The 20,231-nt window shown below is 64.7% G+C and carries 19 protein-coding genes; 16 read left to right on the top strand and 3 right to left on the bottom strand.

The features are described from left to right. Positions 1-207: 207 nt before the first annotated feature. Positions 208-1,035 carry a site-specific integrase gene (locus tag GE073_RS21185; RefSeq protein ID WP_153784271.1) on the bottom strand — a complete coding sequence of 276 codons (828 nt, stop codon included), beginning with the start codon at positions 1,033-1,035 and terminating at the stop codon, positions 208-210. A gap of 401 nt (positions 1,036-1,436) precedes the next feature. Here GE073_RS21185 and GE073_RS21180 point away from each other — a divergent pair, with 401 nt between their 5' ends. The 11 genes from GE073_RS21180 to cntE all read left to right on the top strand — a co-directional run bounded on the left by GE073_RS21180 (position 1,437) and on the right by cntE (position 11,695). Continuing rightward, a complete protein-coding gene (locus tag GE073_RS21180) occupies positions 1,437-1,775 on the top strand; it encodes a hypothetical protein (RefSeq protein ID WP_153784270.1) in 339 nt (112 codons plus the stop codon). 20 nt (positions 1,776-1,795) lie between these two features. Then, positions 1,796-2,134: a YrdB family protein gene (locus GE073_RS21175; protein ID WP_153784269.1), complete on the top strand. Its 339-nt coding sequence runs from the start codon at positions 1,796-1,798 to the stop codon at positions 2,132-2,134. 136 nt (positions 2,135-2,270) lie between these two features. Further along, positions 2,271-3,104 carry a histidine racemase CntK family protein gene (locus GE073_RS21170; RefSeq protein WP_153784268.1) on the top strand — a complete coding sequence of 278 codons (834 nt, stop codon included), beginning with the start codon at positions 2,271-2,273 and terminating at the stop codon, positions 3,102-3,104. A gap of 34 nt (positions 3,105-3,138) precedes the next feature. Next, positions 3,139-3,957 (top strand): class I SAM-dependent methyltransferase, encoded by an 819-nt coding sequence (locus GE073_RS21165; RefSeq protein ID WP_153784267.1) that lies wholly within the window; start codon positions 3,139-3,141, stop codon positions 3,955-3,957. After that, positions 3,954-5,321 carry an opine metallophore biosynthesis dehydrogenase gene (locus tag GE073_RS21160; protein WP_153784266.1) on the top strand — a complete coding sequence of 456 codons (1,368 nt, stop codon included), beginning with the start codon at positions 3,954-3,956 and terminating at the stop codon, positions 5,319-5,321. The genes GE073_RS21165 and GE073_RS21160 overlap by 4 nt, the downstream gene beginning before the upstream one ends. A gap of 116 nt (positions 5,322-5,437) precedes the next feature. Continuing rightward, positions 5,438-6,988: a staphylopine-dependent metal ABC transporter substrate-binding lipoprotein gene (gene cntA / locus GE073_RS21155; RefSeq protein ID WP_153784794.1), complete on the top strand. Its 1,551-nt coding sequence runs from the start codon at positions 5,438-5,440 to the stop codon at positions 6,986-6,988. Positions 6,989-7,000: 12 nt separating this feature from the next. Then, complete coding sequence (opp1B, locus tag GE073_RS21150; protein WP_153784265.1) at positions 7,001-7,933, top strand: nickel/cobalt ABC transporter permease; 933 nt, start codon at positions 7,001-7,003, stop codon at positions 7,931-7,933. Between the two features lies 1 nt (position 7,934). Then, entirely contained in the window at positions 7,935-8,834 is a 900-nt protein-coding gene (gene opp1C, locus GE073_RS21145; protein WP_153784264.1) for a nickel/cobalt ABC transporter permease, read from the top strand. Continuing rightward, positions 8,834-9,655, top strand: coding sequence for an ATP-binding cassette domain-containing protein (locus GE073_RS21140; RefSeq protein WP_153784263.1), 822 nt, complete (start codon positions 8,834-8,836; stop codon positions 9,653-9,655). The genes opp1C and GE073_RS21140 overlap by 1 nt, the downstream gene beginning before the upstream one ends. Further along, positions 9,642-10,424 carry an ABC transporter ATP-binding protein gene (locus tag GE073_RS21135; RefSeq protein ID WP_153784262.1) on the top strand — a complete coding sequence of 261 codons (783 nt, stop codon included), beginning with the start codon at positions 9,642-9,644 and terminating at the stop codon, positions 10,422-10,424. The genes GE073_RS21140 and GE073_RS21135 overlap by 14 nt, the downstream gene beginning before the upstream one ends. Before the next feature lie 8 nt (positions 10,425-10,432). Then, a complete protein-coding gene (cntE, locus tag GE073_RS21130) occupies positions 10,433-11,695 on the top strand; it encodes a staphylopine family metallophore export MFS transporter CntE (protein ID WP_153784793.1) in 1,263 nt (420 codons plus the stop codon). 86 nt (positions 11,696-11,781) lie between these two features. Here cntE and GE073_RS21125 read toward each other — a convergent pair whose 3' ends face one another. Further along, a complete protein-coding gene (locus tag GE073_RS21125) occupies positions 11,782-13,419 on the bottom strand; it encodes an esterase/lipase family protein (protein ID WP_153784261.1) in 1,638 nt (545 codons plus the stop codon). A gap of 330 nt (positions 13,420-13,749) precedes the next feature. Next, positions 13,750-14,766, bottom strand: a complete 1,017-nt coding sequence (locus GE073_RS21120) for a LacI family DNA-binding transcriptional regulator (RefSeq protein WP_028598752.1) — start codon at positions 14,764-14,766, stop codon at positions 13,750-13,752. 290 nt (positions 14,767-15,056) lie between these two features. Here GE073_RS21120 and GE073_RS21115 point away from each other — a divergent pair, with 290 nt between their 5' ends. From GE073_RS21115 to GE073_RS21095, 5 genes are read left to right on the top strand one after another with little or no spacing between them, the layout of a single operon-like run. Then, positions 15,057-16,391, top strand: coding sequence for an ABC transporter substrate-binding protein (locus GE073_RS21115; RefSeq protein ID WP_153784260.1), 1,335 nt, complete (start codon positions 15,057-15,059; stop codon positions 16,389-16,391). A gap of 16 nt (positions 16,392-16,407) precedes the next feature. Continuing rightward, positions 16,408-17,283: a carbohydrate ABC transporter permease gene (locus GE073_RS21110; RefSeq protein ID WP_028598754.1), complete on the top strand. Its 876-nt coding sequence runs from the start codon at positions 16,408-16,410 to the stop codon at positions 17,281-17,283. Beyond that, a complete protein-coding gene (locus GE073_RS21105; protein ID WP_028598755.1) occupies positions 17,270-18,109 on the top strand; it encodes a carbohydrate ABC transporter permease in 840 nt (279 codons plus the stop codon). The genes GE073_RS21110 and GE073_RS21105 overlap by 14 nt, the downstream gene beginning before the upstream one ends. A 43-nt stretch (positions 18,110-18,152) precedes the next feature. Next, a complete protein-coding gene (locus GE073_RS21100; protein ID WP_153784259.1) occupies positions 18,153-19,091 on the top strand; it encodes an MTP-1 family protein in 939 nt (312 codons plus the stop codon). A 60-nt stretch (positions 19,092-19,151) separates the two neighbouring features. Then, positions 19,152-20,213, top strand: a complete 1,062-nt coding sequence (locus tag GE073_RS21095; RefSeq protein WP_153784258.1) for a BtaManbiosPhlase — start codon at positions 19,152-19,154, stop codon at positions 20,211-20,213. Positions 20,214-20,231 lie beyond the last annotated feature (18 nt).

Genomic DNA, 20,231 nt, shown 5'->3' with positions numbered 1-20,231 from the left:
TACGCCATATTAACAGTGGTATGAACAATCGCTTCATGTATCCTCGAGGATTTTAGCCAAATCGAGTAGAGTCAGAACATATCGCAAATTTGATGCTGAACCATACCGTCAATTTGCTCTGTTGCAAGTTGGGTTTTTGTGCCTCAAATATGTGAGCGATTATTGTTCAATGAACCGAAGACGTCCTGGAATTCCTAGTCTTCTTCGTTATTGTCTTTGTGCTGTTTTAGGTATAAAGAATGATTCGAATTTATCAGCAGCTGCTTGGTCGGCAGTCCGGAGAGCGTGGCCGTAAATGTTCATCGTTGTGGTAATGCATCCGTGCCCGAGCCGTTCCGAAATGATTTTGGCATGAACGCCTTGATTAATTAAAATCGTAGCTGAGGTATGCCGAAGATCATGGAATCGGATGTAACGAAACCCGTTTTTCTTAACGAACTGCCGAAACCATAGATAGGGTCGCTCATGATGGAACGGTTGTCCGTCCGGATGGGAGAACATAAAGAACCAATTGCCGCCGCGCCATGCATCGCCAATATCATTTCGTTCTTGCATTCTGTATTCGTAATATTCCCTGAGTTCTTTTAGCATGGAACTGGGCAAAGCAACTTTGCGGATAGATTTCTTAGTTTTAGGCTGCTTCACGACGACTTCGCCTTTCAGAGCATGAATCATACTTTGTGAAACATCCAAAACTCCTGTGTTGAAATCAAGGTGTTTCCATTCAAGGCCGAGTAACTCGCTCCGTCGCAAACCGGATGTAAGGGCTAAAGTAATCATAACTCTCCAGTGGTACGGTTCAGACTGTAACGCTCGAAGCATCTTTTCTACTTCCGCTCCATCATAAGGGATAATCTCCTTTGAGAAGACTTTTGGTTTTTGCACATCATCGACTGGGTTTCGCTTAATTATTCTCCATTCAACTGCGCGTTTGAGAATGTTTTTTAAGATGCGGTGCTGAATTTCAATTGTTCCAGAAGCCAACCCTCCGTTTTTTTTTATCGCCGCGGCTGCCGTCCTTTTCAAGTTGATCAAGAAAGTTCAAGATGTGTAGGGTAATCTTCAGGAACGTTTGAAAAATAAGCCATGCCTGAATCGAATGTGAAAAAATTTGACGACAAACAGACGGCGTCAAGCTTTCTTCCCCGTTAACCAATAGAGCCCCAAAAAAACAACCCCTAGCGCTTGAACAAATATGTTCAAGTCTAGGGGCTGTTTTTTGTATTCCTGAAAGATAAATACGAATCCATTAACGTGGCTATTGGGAACCAAGCTGGGTAGCTTTTCAAAAACAATTTTACAATTGCTCCTGTGCGAATCAGGTCGATTCGCACGCAAATCATGCCGTATGGTGCCCGATTTGAACCTCAAAATGAAAGGGTTAGTAGAGGGCCTTATTTTACTCCCATATTGCTACCCAAAGTCGGTTTGAGGGGATGAATCTTGAAGTCGGATTTGTTGAGGTACAGTATGCAAATTGCGATGTTGAGGCAGTTATTGACACTTCCTTGATAAGTGAACAAGAATTCATTTTGATTAAAAATAGAATAATGCGAGACTATGGTATTTATCCTGAAGCTCTCCGCAGGCAGCGAGCCTGCAGGGGGCTTTTTGGCGCGATGCCTACGATGCAGCAGCAGCGCGTCAAGAAACTCGGCCGCGCCGACCGTTATTCCGAGCGCCTGAGGCAGGCTGCCTGTCGCATCCTCGGCCATCCAATCATTGACAAAAAAACCCTTGCCCTTTATCCTGAAACTAATCATATTAGTTTCTAATTCGGAGGTGGGACATAGTCATGGAAGCGATCAAAATGATCAACCTGGGCGTTCGTTTCTTTTTGGAGCTGGCTTTGCTCGCGGCGTTGGGAATCTGGGGGTTCCAGACGGGCTTCGGCTCGCTGGTCCGATGGCTGCTGGGCATCGGGGCCCCGCTCCTGACCGCTGTCGTCTGGGGCGCGTTCCTCTCGCCGAAGGCTTCGATTCCGCTCGACTGGACGGTCAAGCTCGCGATGGAGCTCCTTCTGTTCGGTCTGGGCGCGCTCGCGCTTTGGGCGGCCAGCCGGCCGACATGGGCGGTTGCGATCCTCGTCATCTGGGCGATCAACCGGATTCTCTTAGCCGTCTGGGAGCAGTAGGCGGGCCTTCGGTCCGCTTTGACGGCCAGACTCTGGAATGACCTTACAAAAAAGGGTTGACGAACCGACCTATCCCGCCTACTATTAGTAATTATTACAATCATATAGTAATATTTACGCATAAGAAGGGGGCGCCATGAATCGGGAAATCGAGTTCGTCAAGCTGAGTCCGACGCAGAACATGACCATCCTCATCCGCTCCCCGCTGCCGCCGGAAGCCCGACCGGCCGTGGCTGCGCGCATGATGGCCTATGACAGCGTGCATGCGGAGCAGGTCGGATTCATCGAAAAGCCGGAGCGGAGCGAGGCGGATGCGAGGCTTCGCATGGCGGGCGGCGAATTCTGCGGCAATGCCTGCATGGCGCTGGCCGCTCTCGTAGCTCGGGAGCGGAAGGTGAATTCGGATGCGGCGCTTGAGCTCCGCCTGGAGGCATCGGGGGCGGAGGGGCTCGTCCGCTGCGAGGCGAGCCGGATCGGCGAGAGCTATCGCTGCCGAGTCGAGATGCCGCCGCCGCTCAAGGTGGAATCCCGGACGGTGGCGATCGGAGGCCGATCGTATGCGATGGGGCTGGTCCAGTATGCCGCGTCGACGCATCTTTTGCTGGAGGTCGACCGCTTCGACGAGGACGTGCGGGGCCGAGCGGCCGAGCTTGCGCGGCTGCTCGGCGCGGTGCTCGACGCCAAGCTGGTCGGCATCCTGCTGTATCGGGGTGATACGGCGGAGATGCAGCCCTTGATCCATGTGCCGGAGGTCGGCAGCCTCGTTTGGGAGAGAGGCTGCGGGTCGGGTGCCGCCTCGCTTGGAGCCTACCTGAGCTGGAAGCAGGGCAGGCGCGTCGAGCTGGAGGTCCGGCAGCCGGGCGGAGCGATCAAGGCGCGGGCCGTTTGGACAGGCGGGGAAGGCTGCGCGCTGGATATCGAGGGCTCGGTGGACATTGTCGCCAGCGGTACGGCCTATGTAGCGTTTTGAACGACTCTAGGCATGAAGGAAGGGAGAGGATTCAATGATCGTCGGAACCGATTTGGAAAAGACGCTGGCCGAATTCGCGGAGGCGTTCGCCCGGCTGACGGCCGCTTACGACGGCTCGGGGGCTCATGCCGCCGACCTGCAGGAGCAGATCGACCGCTACTCGGAGCTGATCCTGGAGCCGGCCAGCGAGCCGCTCTGGGAGGCGCACGAGCAGCGCTCGCCGGAAGAAGCCGAGCGGCTGGCGGACGTGCTGCGCCACCGCTCGGCGCTGGCCGTCGCGCAGATGGAGAAGCATCGCGCGCTGCGGCTGCTGGAGGGCGAGGAGAGTCCGGCCGCCTATTTCCGCAACATCGAGTCCTGCATCGAGGAGGAGTTCGGTCATTTCGCGGTGACGCCCGAGTCCAAGGTGCTGATGGTCGGCTCCGGCTCGTTCCCGATGACTCCGCTGCTGATCGCGCGCCGCACCGGCGCCGAGGTGCTGGGCGTGGACATCGACGCCGAGGCGGTGGAGCTGGGCCGCCAGGTGGCGCGCAAGCTCGGCCCGGAGCTGCCGATCCGGATCGAGCATGGACAAGCGCATGAGCAGCGCGGCCTGGAGGAGGTGACGCATCTGATCTTCAGCTCGACGATTCCGGTGAAGTACGACCTGCTGGAGCGGCTGCATCCGCTCACCTCTCCGCGTGCGACAGCGGCGATGCGGTACGGCGACGGCTTCAAGTCGCTGTTCAACTACCCGATGCGCCAGGCCGCGGACAGCCGCTGGCTGCTGGCGGGCCGCGCGCTGCGGCCCGACCGGATTTTCGACATCGCCCTTTATACCAAGGATAGCGGCATGCCGGGAGGCGGACGATGAGCGCGCTCGGCCGGGTGCTCGTGCTCGGAACGGGGCCGGCCGCCGTGCAGCTGGCCGTGCTGTTCCGCCAGCGGCTGCAGGCGCCGGTCGGAATGGCCGGCAGGCGCTCGCTGCGGTCGGAGCCGTTTTTCGCCGCGGCGCAGCGGCAGGACCGACGGCTGCGCGCCGAGGTCCAGAACCGGCTGCATGAGCGGCTGGCTGGCGAATGCGCGCTGGAGTCGCTTCATGCCGGCATTGGCTCGGTCGAAGGGAGCTGGGACACGGCCGTGCTGGCCGTGACGGCCGATGCGTACGCCTCCGTGCTGGAGCAGCTGCCGGCAGAGGTGCGGAGCGGGCTGCGCCGGGTCGTGCTCGTCTCCCCGACGTTCGGCTCGGCGGGGCTCGTGCGCCAGCTGCTGAAGCGGCTGCGTGCGGCGCAGACGCGCGATGGCGGATCGGCGGCGGCCGATCCGGAGATCATCAGCTTCTCGACCTACTTGGGAGATACGCGGTGGTCGGCGGGCGGGCCGTCGGCCGCCGTGCTTACGACCGGCGTGAAGCGAAAGGTGTATGCCGGCTCCACGCAGGGGCGGACGGAGGCGCTGGACGCGCTCTGCGCCGCCTGGGCCGAGGCGGGCGTGAGGATCGAGACGCTCTCTTCGCCGCTCGAGGCGGAGACGCGCAATATCTCGCTGTACGTCCATCCGCCGCTGTTTTTCAACGCCTTTTCGCTGGATGCCGTGTTCGGCCGCGCGCAGTCGCCCGTCTACGTCTACAAGCTGTTTCCGGAAGGTCCGATTACGCCCGCGCTGATCCGCGACCTGCATGCGGCCTGGCTGGAGATCGGCGCGATTTGCGAGGCGTTGTCCGTGCCGCGCGTCAATCTGTTGAAATTCATGACCGACGACTGCTATCCGGTGCGGCCGGAAAGCTTGTCGCGGCTCGAGCTGGACCGCTTCCCGGAGCTGGACGCGGTGCATCAGCAGTATCTGCTCTACGTGCGTTACGCGTCGCTGCTCATTGATCCCTATTCGTCGCCCGACGAACAGGGACGCTACTTCGACTTCTCGGCCGTTCCGATCCGGCGCCTCTTCGTCGACGCCGACGGCCGCTGGGAGCTGCCGCGGATGCCCAAGGAGGACGTCTACCGCACGCGCATCCTGCAGGGCATCGCCCGCCGGCTCGGCGTCCGGACGCCGACGGTCGACCGCTTCCTTTCCCTGTTCGACGAGCGGCTGGCCGATGCCCGGCAGGAGCTGGAGGGACAGCCGCTGTCCGAGGCGCTCCTCGGCTGCGACGGCCGCGATCAGCTCGAGCTGATCGTCCAGGATCTGCCCGCGGCAGCCGCCTCGGGAACGGGCGCGCCATCCGCTCCACAAGCCTGATTTCATTCACCCATCCAGGAGGAACCATGAATCTTATAACGAGCAAGAGAAGAACCCACACATCAAATTCCGGATTCCGCGCCGCCCGTTGGCTGGCCGTCCCGGCCGCCGCGCTGATGCTGCTCGCAGCGGGCTGCGGAGTCTCAGAGGACAAAGCCGATCCGGGCGCGCGGGAAATCGTGTACGCGACGGCCAAGGACATCAACGACATGAACCCGCATCTCTACCCGGGCTCCATGGCGGCGCAAGGCATGATCTACGAATCTCTGATCGAAAAGACGGAGAGCGGCTTCGCGCCGCTGCTCGCGGAATCGTGGGAGGTGTCGGACGACGGCCTCGCCTACACGTTCCATCTGCGTCAAGGCGTGACATTCCATGACGGCGCTCCTTTCAACGCGGAGGCGGTGAAGAAGAACATCGACGCGGTGCAGGCGAACGCCGAGCGCCACGCCTGGATCAAGCTGTCGGCCAAGCTCAAGCAGGTCGAAGTCCTGGACGAGCATACGGTGCGGCTGGAGCTGTCCGAGCCGTACGCGCCGACGCTGCTGGAGCTGTCGATGACGCGGCCGTACGTGTTCCTTTCCCCGAACGACTTCAAGGATGGCGGGACGAAGGACGGCGTGCAGGGACATGACGGCACGGGGCCGTACCGCCTGGCCGAGCAGAAGCAGGACCAGTACGCGGTGTTCGAGGCCAACGAGGACTATTGGGCTGGGGCGCCTGCGGTGAAGCGGATTACGGCCAAGGTGCTGCCGACCGGCGAGACGACGCTGCTCGCGCTGCAGAAGGGGGAAGTGAACTTCCTCTTCACCGACGACCGCGGCGCGGACAGCCTGGACGTCGAGGCGATGCAGAGCCTCGTGGACACCGGCAAGTACCAGCTGCTGCGCAGCAAGCCGATGAACACGAAGCTGATCGCGGCCAACAGCAGCCGCGCCGACAGCCCGGTCGGCGAGCGGGCGGTGCGCGAGGCGCTCTGGCATGCCGTCGACCGCGACACGATCGCCGGGACGCTGCTGCACGGCACGGAGACGCCCGCAGAGGCGCTGTTCTCTCCGAATACCCCTTATGCGGATCTTGATCTACCCAAGCGGGCGTATGACCTGAAGCGCGCCGCCGAGCTGCTCGAGGAGGCCGGCTGGAAGCAGGGCGACGGCGGCGTCCGGACCAAGGCGGGCAAGCCGCTCGCGCTCCAGCTCGTGTACGATGCGGCGTCGCTGTCGCAAAAGACGGAGGCCGAGCTGATCCAAAGCGCCGGCGCCTCCATCGGGATGAAGCTGGAGCTGGTCGGAGAGCCTTCGCCGTCGCTGGCGGCCCGCCGCGCGTCAGGCGATTATGACCTGCTGTTCAACCAGACCTGGGGACTGGCCTACGATCCTCAGAGCACGATCGCCTCGTTCACGGCAGAGTCCTCCTACCGCCATACGACGAGCGGCATCGAGCGCGCCGAGGAGCTGTATGCCGAGATCGAGGAGGCGGCGCGCACGACGGACGAAGCGGCGCGCAAGCAGCTGTACCGGGACATCCTGAAGACGGTCCATGACGAGGCGGTCTTCATCCCGATCAGCCACGGCGGCGTGACCGTCGTCGCGCCGAGCGACCTCGACGGCGTGGCCTTCAAGCAGACGCAGTTCGAGCTGCCGTTCGAGCAGATGAAATTCCGCTAGGAGGAGGCGACGATGCTTCGATATGCGGCACGCCGGGCGCTGGCCGCGGTTCCGCTGCTGGCGGCGATCTCGTTTCTTGCTTTCCTGTTGAACCAGCTGGCGCCGATCGAGCCTGCCGTGGCGGTGCTGCACGCGCAGGGCGTCCCCCAGGCGACGGAGGAGCTGATCGCCGCCAAGCGGACCGAGCTGGGGCTCGACCGTCCGCTGCCGATCCGCTACGCGGAATGGCTGCTGTCCGCGCTGAAGCTCGATTTCGGCCAATCCTACGTCACGGGCCAGCCGGTGCTGGCGCTGCTCGGTCCCGCCCTTCTCCACACGCTTCAGCTGGCCGCCGTCTCCTTCGCCGTAATCGTGCTGCTGTCGATCGGCCTCGGCGTCTTCTGCGCCTTGCGCGAGGGCACGAGGCTTGACCAAGGAACGCGGGCGGCCGCCTTTTTCCTGACGGCGCTGCCGCCCTACCTGCTGGCGGCGGGGCTTGTCTGGCTGTTCTCCGTCAAGCTGGACCTGCTGCCGACGAGCGGCCTCGGCGGGCCGGCCAGCTTCGTGCTGCCGGCCGCCGTGCTGGCCGCCGGTTATGCCGGCGTCTATTTCCGCGTCATCCGCAGCTCCATGATCGCCGGCCGCCATGACGATTCGATCCTCTACGGCCGGGCATGCGGACTGCCGGAGCGGACGCTGACGCTGCGGATGCTCGTCCAGTCGCTGCGGCTGGCCGTCCCGATCTTCGCGATGGCGGTGCCGATCCTGCTCGGCAGCACGGTCGTCGTGGAGAACGTGTTCGCCTGGCCGGGCCTCGGCACGATGAGCGTCAAGGCGATCCTCAGCCGCGACTACCCGGTCATCCAGGCGTTCGTGCTGCTGCTGGCGTCTGCGTTTGTCCTCTTCAACGCCGCCGCGGACATCGTCGGAGCGCTGCTCGATCCTCGGCTCAGAAAGGAGCTGTGACATGAAGCGACTGCAACGTCTTTTGGCGGACCGGCTGGCTGCCGCTTCGCTGGCCGTGCTGGCGGCGATCCTGGCCGCAGGCGCGCTGGCGCCGTGGATCGCGCCGCATCCGCCGGACGAGGTGGACATGGCGCTGCGCTATGCGCCCTGGTCGCTCGACTATCCGCTCGGCAACGATCAGCTCGGACGCTGCGTGCTGTCGCGGGTGCTGCACGGCATCCGGCCGAGCGTGCTGTACGTGCTCGCGGCGGTGCTCGCCTCCGTCGGCTTCGGGACGGCGGTCGGCATGGCCGCGGGCCTGCTGGGGGGCCGGACCGACGCGCTGCTCATGCGGCTATGCGACGTCATGCTATCCTTTCCCGGCTATGTCATGACGCTGGCGGTGATCGGCGTGCTCGGCACGGGTCTGGAGAACATCCTGCTGGCGTTCATCCTGATGAAATGGGCCTGGTTCGCCCGCGTCGCCCGGACCGCGGTCCGGCGGCATGCGGACGCGGGCTACGTGCTGTTCGCCCGCACGCTCGGGGCCGGCCGGCTGACGCTGCTGCGCCGGCATCTGCTGCCGGCCTGCCTGCCGGAGCTGGCCGTGCTCGCGAGCGGATCGTTCGGCACGACGCTGCTGCAGGTGTCCGGGCTCTCGTTCCTCGGCCTCGGCATCCAGGCGCCGCATGCGGAGTGGGGCATGATGCTCAGCGAGGCGAGGCAGGCGATGTTCTCCCGTCCGGAGCAGCTGCTCGCGCCCGGCTTCATGATCGTGCTGACCGTCTCGGCCGTGAATTTCCTGTCCGACGCGCTCCAGACGGCGCTCGATCCGCAGGCCGGCGGACCGCGTACGGCGGCAGCCGCCTCCGGCGAGCCGGAGGCGGCCGCGGCGGCCTTGCTGCGCAAGGAGGCGATCTGATGAACGTGCTGGAAGTAGACGGACTGGCGATCGCAAGCCGCTCGAGCGGGCGTTTGCTCGTGCCGGGCCTTTCCTTTCGGGTGCGGGAGGGAAGCTGTCTCGCCATCGTCGGGGAGAGCGGCAGCGGCAAGTCGATCTCCTGCAAGGCAATCGCCAGGCTCAATCCGCCCGACCTGAGGCAGACCGGCAGCATCCGCTTTCGCGGGAACGAGCTGTCGGCTCTACCGGAGCGGGAGCTGCGGCGGCTGCGCGGACGGCGGATCGGCCTGATCCTGCAGCACGGCATGCGGGCGTTCGACCCCGCGCGGCGGATCGGCCGGCAGACGGAGGCGGTGCTGCGCACGCATCACGGCTGGAGCGCCGAGGAGGCAGGCGAAAGGATGGCCGCCGCGATGGAGACGATGCTGCTGAAGGAGCCGCGGTCGCTGCTGGAGCGGTTCCCGCATGAGCTGTCGGGAGGCATGCTGCAGCGGCTCATGATCGCGCTGTCGATCGTGCTGCAGCCGGATCTCGTCATCGCCGACGAGCCGACGACGGCGCTTGACGCCGCCTCCCGGTACGAGGCGGTGCGGCAGCTGATGCTGCTGCGGGAGCAGGCGGGCTGCTCGCTCATCCTGATCTCGCACGACCTGGCGGCGGTCGAGCGCATCGCCGACGACGTGCTCGTGCTGCGGCAGGGCGTCGCGGTGGAGAGCGGGCGGGCGCAGGATGTGCTGTCCGCGCCGCAGCATGCGTACACGCGCATGCTGACGGAGGCGAGGCGCTCGCTGACCGCTCGCTTCGAGCAGGCTTGGGGAGGCGATGTCCATGCTGGCTGCTGAAGGCATCGCCAAATCGTATTCGTCCCGTCCGGGCAGGCGGGCCCAGCGGCAGGCCGTGCTGGAGGAGGTGACGCTCCGTTGCGCCGAGGGCGAATGCCTCGGCATCATCGGCGCGAGCGGCAGCGGCAAATCGACGCTCGGACGGATTCTCCTCGGGCTGGAGCGGCCCGATCAGGGAAAGGTGATGATCGACGGACGGGAGCGGGCGCATCGCGGCGCGGTGAGCGCCGTCTTTCAAGACTACCGCTCCTCGATCCATCCGTTCTTCACGGTGCGGCAGGCGCTGCTCGAGCCGCTGCGGGGAAAAAGGCTCGGCCGCGCAGAGACGGACCGCAGGCTGGAGGAGATGCTGGAGCAGGTCGGGCTGGACGGCTCGTACCTCGAGCGCTATCCGCATGAGCTGTCCGGCGGGCAAGCCCAGCGGGTCTGCATCGCCCGGGCGCTGCTGACGGGCGCGCGCTGGATCGTGCTCGACGAGGCGGTCAGCTCGCTGGACGCCTCGGTGCAGGCGCAGGTGCTGGAGCTGCTGGAGCGGATCCGCGGCATGCACGGCATCGGCTATCTGTTCATTACGCATGATCTGGAAGCGGCGGCCTTTTTATGCGACCGCATCGCGATCCTGCACGAGGGGCGGATCGTCGAGACGCTCGACCGCGGCCGGCTCGGCGAGGCTCGGCATCCGTACGCGCGGGAGCTTCTGGCCCTGTTCCGGAGCGGCCTCGGGACAGGGACGGACGCCTTGGACGCGGATAAGGAGGGAAAAGGATGAAAAAGCCTCTGGCGGCCGCGCTGTCGGGGCCGTTCCTGCGGCTGTACAGCCTGACGCTGCTGTACTTCAGCGCCAATGCGATTTTGAACGTGCTCATCCCGCTGAAGGGCGAGTCGCTCGGCGCGAGCAACGCGGCGATCGGCGTCGTGATGGGGGCCTATCTGTTCACGACGATGCTGCTGCGCCCGTGGGCGGGCCATCTGATCGGACGCCACGGCCCGATCCGGGTGCTGCGCGCGATCCTCGTCCTGAACGCGGCCGCGCTCGCGCTGTATGCGTTCACGGGGCTGGAAGGCTACTTTGCCGCGCGCGTCCTGCAGGGCGTCTGCACGGCCTTCTTCTCGATGGCGCTGCAGCTGGGCCTGATCGATGCGCTTCCGGAGAAAGAACGCTCGCAGGGCATCTCGATGTACTCGCTTTGCGCGACGATGCCGGGCATCGTCGGGCCGCTGCTCGCGATCGGCCTGTGGCAGGCGCAAAATCCGGCGCTGCTGGCCGCCGTGCTGCTCGGTCTCGGCGCCGCGACGGGCTTGGTCGGCTTCACGGCGAGGCTCGGCAAGCCGGCCGCGCAAGGGAGCGGCCCGGATGGCGCGGGTCCGGCCCCGCAGGCGGGCCGCGCATCGGCCTCGCCGCAGCTCGGCGCAGGGGGCGGCGCCGCGCTGCGGCGCTCGTTCCGCGAGCTGGCCGAGCAGCCGCAGCTGCGGCGCTGCAGCCTGCTCATGCTGGCCGGCTCGGTCGTGTTCGGCGCCGCGACGACGTTCATTCCGCTGTATGCCGCGCAGGTGAGCGGCGGCAGCGCGGCCGCCTACCTCATGCTGCAGGCGGGCGTCGTGGTGGCGGCGCGGTTCTGGCTGCGCAAGCGGATTCCGTCCGACGGACGCTGGCATCCTTCGTTCATGGCGGCGGTGCTGGTCAGCCTGGCGGGCGCGGCGCTGTGCGTCGGCCTCGCCGCCTACGGCGGCGCTGCGGCGTTTTATCTGGGCGCGCTGCTGATGGGGCTCGCCCAGGCGATGCTTTATCCGGCGCTGACGACGTATCTGTCGTTCACGCTCCGTCCCGAGAGCCGCAACGTGCAGATGGGGCTGTTCATCGCGACGGCCGATCTCGGCGTTTCGCTGGGCAGCATCGTCATGGGGCCGGTCGCCGATCTGTTCTCCTATTCGACCATGTACCTGCTGTGCGCGGCTCTGGCGGCCTCGCTGCTGCTCGTCTCCGCTCGCGAGACGCGCAGCCGCGCCCGCGAGGCGGAGCTTCCGCAAGGCTTGGCCTAGATCTAGACTAATCAGGACGCTTCGAAAAGCCGGAAGCCGCCTTCGCTCTCATGCGAAGGCGGCTTCCGGCTTTTAGGCCCGGTCGATTACGGCCCGACCTTGCCCTGCGGATCGAGCACGGCGAAATTGTAGTTGACCGAGCGCACGACCCGCTCGCCGCGAGCGTTCACGCCCTCCACGTCGAACGACAGATTGTAGACGCCGGGCTCGTAAGGGGCGGTCAGCGAGACAGAGGCGGCCGAGCCGGCGATGGCGGTGTCGGGAAGCGTGCGCAGCGAGGCGGAGGAGCGCCCCGGGATCGACTTCGTCAGCGACGGCTTTTTGAACAGCCCTTGCACCGGCTTGCCGAGATCGACGGAGAGGGCGACAGGCTCGCCCGGGCGGTAGAGCTTTTTCGGCGCGGCAATCCGCATCGTGCTGGAGCTGTCCAGGCGGGCGAGGGCGAAGTAGGCGTCGCCGCTGCCGCCCAGCTGCAGCTTCCACTCGCCCGCCTCCGGCTGGTTGATGTGGAAGACGCGCCGGACGGCGCCGGCGAACACGTCGGCGGACGCCGAGTCCGGCGGAGCGGCCTCCGCGGCGTGCACTTGGCCCGACGGCGACAGCAGGATGGCCGTGCTGCCCGCCTGCGCGGTCATCACCTCGAGCGACAGCGACGTCAGCCCGCTCTCGAGCGGGAACGAAGCGGATGCGGAGCCGTCCAGCGCTCCGCCGCGCAGGATGAGCCCGGCCGGCTCGTCTGCGCCCGCTTGGCGGGACCCGGATGCCGCCTCCGGCACTGCTTCGCCGGCGACCGGTCCGCCGCCGGACGCCTGCAGCCCTCCGGCCAGCGAGGCGGCCGGGAGAGCGAGCTTCGGCCGCACGAGGCTCCACGTCTGCGAAGCTCGCGCCATCGCGCTATGGGAAATATTTTTCGTGAAGCTTTGGATGCCGTACGGCAGGCCGAGCGCCGAGTAGAGCGAGACGGCGCCGTCATCCTCTCCGGGCAGCACCGCGTGGGCGAACCAGTAGCTCGTGAAGATGCCGTCGTCGCCCATGCCGCCCGACATGTAGGTGCGGGTCGCCTGGACCTCCGGCCGCGCGTCGGTCTGCGAGCGGAAGCCCGCCATGTACGACGTCTGCAGCGAGTATACGGCGTCGTCCTGCTGGCCGATGATGGAGCCGAGCCAGGACGTCCAGCTGCCGTAGGCCATGTCGGCGAGCTCGGAGCCGAGATTGGGCGTGGACAGCTGATGCACGACGTTCACATACGGGGAGGCGCCGTAGTGGACAAGCGCCGTCTGCGTGTCGATGCCGCCTTTGGAGTGGGCGATGATGTTCAGCTTGGGCACGTTGTAGTAGGCCGCAACCTTGCGGATGACGGAGGCGAGCAGCGCGCCGTTGGTCCACATGCTGCCGCCGTCGCCGTCCGCGTCCTTCAGCTGCACGAAGGCGGTGCGGTAGCCGGCGTTGTAGGCGGCTTCATAGTAGCTGTCCTCGAGCGTCCAGCGGTCCATCGTGGAGTGCAGTCCTTGGACGAACAGCAGCACCGGCTTGGACGAGGATTGCGGCGGCACCGCTCCGGTGTACCAGTTGCCGGCTTGGCCGGCGGCGTTTTCTTGATGGAGCTGGGGGGCGGGAGGAGCGGCGTGGACCGGAACGGCTGCCAGCAGGCTGAGAGCGAGCAGGGCGGCGGCGGCGAGCGGCGCTTTGGAGCGGACGGAGGCGGAGAGGCGGCGGATGGACATCAATCGGATTCCCCTTTCGAAGGAAGGATGCTTGCCTTTCCATATTAAGGAATCATTGTCAGCACGGTATATGCGTCGAGTGAATAAAGGGTAAACGCTCCGTGCCGGCCGTCTGCGGCTCGGCCGCGATGGAAAGGCGGCTCCTTGATAGGTATCCGTTTTCATGCCGCGGCATGCCGAACAAGCCTGCTTCGAGTCCAGACGCTCGAGGCAGGCTTGTTCGGCATGCTCGGAGAGCAGAAGCCGCCTGTGCTCAGGCAGAGACGGTTGGCCGCATCCGAGCGGCAGCGCGCTGGCCGGCAGCCGGCGGAGATCAGGCCGCCCGCTTCTTCACCGGGCCGGAGGCGCGGTCGACTCGCGCACGACGAGCCGGGTCGGCAGCAGCGTCTCGGTGCGGGGGCGCGATGGATCGTCGAGCCGCCGGAGCAGCTGCTCGACCGCGCAGCTCGCATAGAGCGGCAGGTCGACATCGACCGTCGTGATCGGCGGCGTGGCGAGGCGCGACAGATAGCCGTTGTCGAAGCTGACGACCGACGCGTCGCCGGGCACGGACAGGCCGAGCTGCTGCAGGGCGGAGCTCGTCATGAAGCCATAGCCGTCGTTGACGCAGAACCAGGCGGTGGCGAGGCGGGCCGCCGGCTCCAGCCGCCGCCGCACCTCGTCGCTGTCCTCGGCGACATCGGTCAGCAGGCACGGCTCGGGCAGCTCGAGGCCGAGCTCCCAAGCGGCCAGCCGCACCCCCTCGAGCCGCTCGTAGTAGCTCGGGGAAAATTCGATGCTGCCGACGAAGCCGATGCGGCGATGTCCGAGTCCGTGCAGATGGCGCACCGCCTCGTAGGCGCTGAAGCGGTTGTTCGTCAGGATCGAGTCGGCGGCGAGCTCCGGATGATGATGGTCGATCAGCACGGCGGGAATGCCGGTGCCCAGGACGGCCTTCAGATAATCATTGGTGATGTGGGAGAGGATGAGCACGCCGTCGACCGTCTTGTTCTCGAGGAATGGCGGCAGCTCCAGCGCCTCGGCTTCCTTCGGGCTGACGGACTGGATGACGAGCTCGCAGCCGCTTCGCTTCAGCTCCCGGTCGATGCTCAGATAGATGTCGCCGAAGAAGCCTTTTTGGGAAAAGGCGAAATCGGAGGCGAGCAGCGCGATCGTGCGCGACGCCGCCCCGGGCTCCGGCGACTGGCCTCGGCGGCTGTACGTGTAGCCCATCTCCTCGGCCGTCTTCTGGATGAGCTGCCGCGTCTCGTCGCTGACGCCGGCCTTGCCGGTCAGCGCTTGCGAGACGGAATTTTTGGAAAGATTAAGCCTGTCGGCAATCGCTTGCATCGTTACTTTCGTCTTCACGTTCGTCAACCCCTGTTACGGACTAGCTTCATTGTTCCGGTTGCGCGCCGGCCTGTCAAGGCAAGCGGGAGCTCGGAGCCGGAACGGGCTGTCCTTCCTCCATTGTAACGTTACAAACTTAAAATGTAAATCAGATCATTCCGTTTACATAAAGCTGATCCATAAGTTTGTCACTTGACATGAACCGTTTTCAAGCCCATAATGGACCCCGTAACCCCTTACAATCAGCATTACTTTTATCATGACAACTTTACAGAAATCATGACAACTTAAAGGGAGGCACAACAAAGATGAAAAAGAGAGTCCCTATGGTCCTGTCCGTCGCGCTGATGGCCGGCCTGCTGTCGGCCTGCTCCACCGGCCAAGGCGGCCAGTCCGGAAGCGAAGGCGGAGGAGAGTCGTCGGGCGGCGTGACGACGATCGAATTCTGGGCCGCGCCGAACCCGACGCAGCAGGCGTTCTGGCAGGAGATGGCCGATGCGTACGAGGCGCAGAACGGCAAGGTGAAGATCAACGTGAGCGCGATCAAGGAATCGCCGACCTCGGAGGCGAGCATCCAGGCCGCGCTGGCGGCCAAGAGCGCGCCGACGATGTCCGAGAACATTAACCGCGGCTTCGCGGCCCAGCTGGCAAGCAGCCAGGCGCTCGTGCCGCTCGATACGCTGGAGGGCTTCGACGAGATCGTGCAGGGACGCAGCATGACCCAGACGATCGAGCCGTGGACGTTCGCGGACGGCCACCAGTACGTGCTGCCGATCTACTCCAATCCGATGCTGTTCGGCTGGCGCCTCGACATCATCCGGGACCTCGGCTACAGCGAGCCGCCGCAGACGTACGGCGAGATCCTTGAGCTGACCAAGAAGCTCAAGGCCAAGCACGGCGATAAGAAATACCTGTGGGCCAAGCCGGATCTGGCCGACCCGACGGCGTGGAAGCGCTGGTTCGACTTCTACATGCTGTATGACGCGGCCTCCGGCGGCAACAAGTTCATCGAAGGCGATGCCTTCACCGGCGATGAGAAGGCGGGCGTCGAGGTGCTGTCGTTCGTGGACGACCTGCGCAAGGAGAAGGGGCTGCTCGCCCGCCAGGTGACCGACCCGTTCGAGAACGGCACGGGCGTCTTCACCGACGTCGGTCCGTGGACGTTCACGACCTGGGCGGAGAAGTATCCGAACCTGAAGTACAACGAGACGTACGCGCTGACGATGCCGCCGGTGCCGGACGGCATGGACCCGGCCGACAGCAAGACGTTCGCCGATACGAAAGGGCTCGTCGTGTACGCCTCGGCGACGAAGGAGCAGCAGGCGGCGGCGATCGACTTCATCCAGTGGGTGTACGGCGACGCCAAAAACGACGCGGCCTGGTTCGAGAAGACGAACCTGCCTCCGGCGCGCGACGACCTGTCGACGAACGAGTCGTTCCAGGCGGTGCTGGACAAGAGCCCGCAGCTGAAGCCGTACGCGGAAAACGTGCCGAACGCCGTGCCGCCGATGGACAATGCGAAGTACAACGACCTCCAGACGATCATCGGCACGGAGGCGTTCAATAAAGTCGTCAAGGGCGAAATCGCCCCTGCGGAGGGCTGGGCGGCTATGAAGGCCGCGCTGGAGAAAGCCCTGGACTAAGGGAGGTCTTCTCGTCATGGACCAACGCAACAACAAGCTGGGCTGGCTGTTCGCCAGCCCTTACCTCATCTATTCGCTGCTGTTCTTCTTCATCCCGCTGATCTGGTCGATCTTCCTGTCCGTCACCGACTGGGATCTGATCGCGCCGACGTTCAACGTGGTCGGCTTCGAGAACTTCCTCGAGGCGCTGCGCTCGCCGAGCGTGCATGCGGCGTTCTGGAACACGTACAAGTTCATGATGATCTTCGTGCCGCTGGTGACGGCGCTGGCGATCGGAGTGGCCGTGCTCGTGCATGGACTGCCCCGGTTCAAGGGACTGTTCCTGATCGGCTTCTTCCTGCCCTACCTGAGCTCGGGCGTCGTCTCGGCGCTGATCGTCAAAGGACTGCTGTCCTACACGAGCCCGGTCAACGAGTTCCTGCGCGGCATCGGGCTGGACATCAACTGGCTCGGCTCGCCGCTGTCCGCGCTGTTCGTCGTCGGCCTCATCCTCGCCTGGAAGTTCACCGGCTATTATGCCCTCATCCTCACCTCGGGCCTGGAGAGCATCGACAAGGAAGTGTACGAGGCGGCCGCGATCGACGGCGTCAAGGACGGCCAGCGGTTCTGGCGGATCACGCTGCCGCTGCTGTATCCGTCGCTGTACACGACGCTCATCCTGGGCTTCGGCGTCACGTTCGGCATCTTCACCGAGGTGTACCAGCTGACGGGCGGCGGCCCGGGCAACGCGACGAACACCTGGCAGATGGAGATCTTCAAGCAGGCGTTCTCCAACATGCAGGTCGGCTACGCGTCGGCGGTCGCGCTGCTGGCATCGGTGGCGACGTTCATCTCGATCTTCGCCATCCGCAAAATTCTGGAGATATGGGGGAAGCGAAATGGTTGGGTCTAAACGCCGCAGCGGCTCGAGGCGAGCCATCCGCTATCTCCTCGCCCTCGCGCTCCTGCTCGTCATGGTGTATCCGTATCTGTACATGGTGCTGAGCTCGTTCGCGGACTGGACGCAGATCGACAAGCAGCTGCTGCCGACGAAGTTCACGACGAAGTCGTACGAATGGCTGTTCAGCGGCGGCGAGGCGGGCGTCACACGGCCGTGGCTGAACGCGTTCCTGAACAGCGTCGTCGTCTCGGCGGCCTCGACCGCGCTGATGATGCTGTTCGGCATCATGGTCGCCTATGCGCTGTCCAAGCTGAACTTTTTCGGTCGCCATGCGATCAACAACTTCGTCCTGTTCCATATGTTCTTCCCGGCCATCATCCTGCTGGTGCCCACGTTCCTCATCATCCAGCGGGCCGGCCTGTACGACACCTATCTCGGCCTGATCGTGCCGAAGGCGGTCAGCCTGTGGGCAATCTTCATGTACACGAACTTCTTCAAGGCCGTGCCGTCGACGTTCATCGAAGCGGCCAAGCTCGACGGAGCGTCGGATCTGAAGATCATGTTCCGCATCATGCTGCCGATGTCGAAGTCGATCACGACGGTCATCTTCCTGTTCCTGCTCATGGAGCGGTGGACGGAGCTGCTGTGGGACATGATCGCGGTCAAGAGCGATTCGATGCTGACGCTGAACGTGCTGCTGTCGCAGATGTTCGGGCCGTACGGGTCGTACCCGGGTCCGCTCTATGCGGCCTCGACGATCCTCACGCTGCCGATCATCGTGCTGTTCCTGATCTTCAGCAAGAAGTTCCAGGAGGGCATGCAGTTCAGCCTGAAATAATCGTCCCGGCTCCGGCCGGGCTTCGCGGGAGGAGAATGGATTCATGAGCCAGCTGCAACCGGCTCCGGCGCCATGCGCCGAGCTGCTGAGAGAATACCGGGCCGCCGGCCCAGCCGCGCGCGAGCCGCGCCGCATCCCGTTCGCAGGCGTCGGCGGCAAGGACGTCTACAACATCGCCGCCCCGTTCGAGGACGAGGGCCGGACGGTTCTTCCCGGACGCGTCGAGTCGCGCGACAGCGAGCATTCCGACATCGTCTTTTTCGCCGAAACGGACGGCGCCTGGCTGCCGATCGAGGGAGCGCCGGTCCTGCGGCTGCAGGACCCGTTCCACAGCCGCATCGGCGGCGAGCTCGTCGTCGGCGGCGTGGAGATCTTCCCGCATCCCGAGCGGGCCGACGCGCTGATGTGGCGGACCGTGTTCTACCGGGGCCAGGGGCTCCGCGACCTGCGCCGCTTTTTCGAAGGACCGGACGGCATGAAGGACATCCGCCTCGCGGAGCTTGCGGACGGGGGCGTCGGCGTGTTCACGCGGCCTCAGGGAGAGAAGGGCGGCCGCGGCAAGATCGGCTACGTCCGCGTCGGCTCGCTGGACGGCCTGACGGTCCGGGCCATCGACGAAGCTCCGCTGCTCGAGGGACAGTTCGCCGAGGGCGAATGGGGCGGAGCCAACGAGACCCATCTCCTGCCGGGCGGCCGCATCGGCGTGCTCGGCCATATCGCCTGCTTCGATGATGCAGGCGGCCGCCACTACTATCCGATGGCGTTCGAGTTCGATCCGGCATCGGAGGCTTGGAGCGGCCTGCGCCTGATCGGCGAGCGACGCGACTTCCTGCCGGGCCCGGCCAAGCGGCCCGATCTGGAGGATGTCGTGTTCAGCGGCGGCCTGATCCGCGGCGGCGACGGCAGAGCCGTGCTATACGCGGGCATCAGCGACGCCGACGCGCAGACGCTGGACATTCCGGACCCGTTCGCCGGCCGGTAAGAGCCCGGGCGGCATGCAGCGAGAGCCTGCACAGCTTAGACCACGAAGGAGCTGCTACGCATGAATGTTTACCGATATGAGCAAAATCCGCTGGTGACGCCGGCCGACGTGAAGCCGCATCGCGACGATTTCGAGGTGATCGGCGCCTTCAACGCCGGGGTGGCGGAATACGGCGGGGAGGTCATCCTGCTGCTGCGCGTGGCGGAGCGGCCGATCAGCCCGGACCGTTCCGTCGTGCTGGCCCCTGTCTATAACGTGGAGAAGGGCGAGCTCGACCTCGTTCCGATCCGCAAGGACGACGAGAGCTACGACTTCTCCGATCCGCGCGTCATCGTGCGGCGCGACCAGGCGCCGGCGTTCGAATACTTGACGTCGCTGTCGTACCTGCGCATCGCCCGCAGCCGCGACGGACGGAATTTCACGATCGACGACGAGCCGTTCATCTATCCGTCGCAGCCGCTGGAGAGCTTCGGCATCGAGGATCCGCGCATCACGCAGATCGGCGATACGTACTATATCTATTTTTCGGCGGTGTCGCCGGTCGGCATCGGCGAGTCGCTCGTCTCGACCAAGGACTTCAAGACCGTGGAGCATCACGGCATGATCTTCGGGCCCGACAACAAGGACGTGCTCATCTTCCCGGAGCGCATCGGCGGCAAGCATTACGCCCTGCACCGGCCGACGACCAAAAGCTGCGGCCGCCCGGAAATGTGGATCGCCGAGTCGGACAACCTGCTCTACTGGGGCAACCACCGGCATCTGATCGGGCTGCGCGAAGGCATGTGGGACAGCGGCCGCATCGGCGGCGGCGCGGTGCCGATCCGCACGGACCGCGGCTGGCTGGAGCTGTACCATGGCGCGACCAAGGACCACCGCTACTGCATGGGCGCGGTGCTGCTCGACCTGGACGATCCGTCCCGGGTCGTCGCCCGCTCGGGCCGGCCGATCCTGGAGCCGGATGCCGCCTACGAGGCGGACGGCTTCTTCGGCGGCGTCGTGTTCTCGTGCGGCGCGCTGGTCGACGGCGATGTCGTCCGCATGTACTACGGCGCGGCCGATACGTCGATGGCCTGCGCCGAGCTCAGCCTCGCGGAGATTTTGGACAGCCTGGAGCCGGTCTGAGGCGATGGGGCGTCCGTC

The organism is Paenibacillus sp. B01 (assembly GCF_009649995.1).
GTDB classification, from domain to species: Bacteria; Bacillota; Bacilli; order Paenibacillales; family Paenibacillaceae; genus Paenibacillus_O; species Paenibacillus_O pasadenensis.
This window is presented reverse-complemented; position numbering and strand designations above follow the sequence as displayed.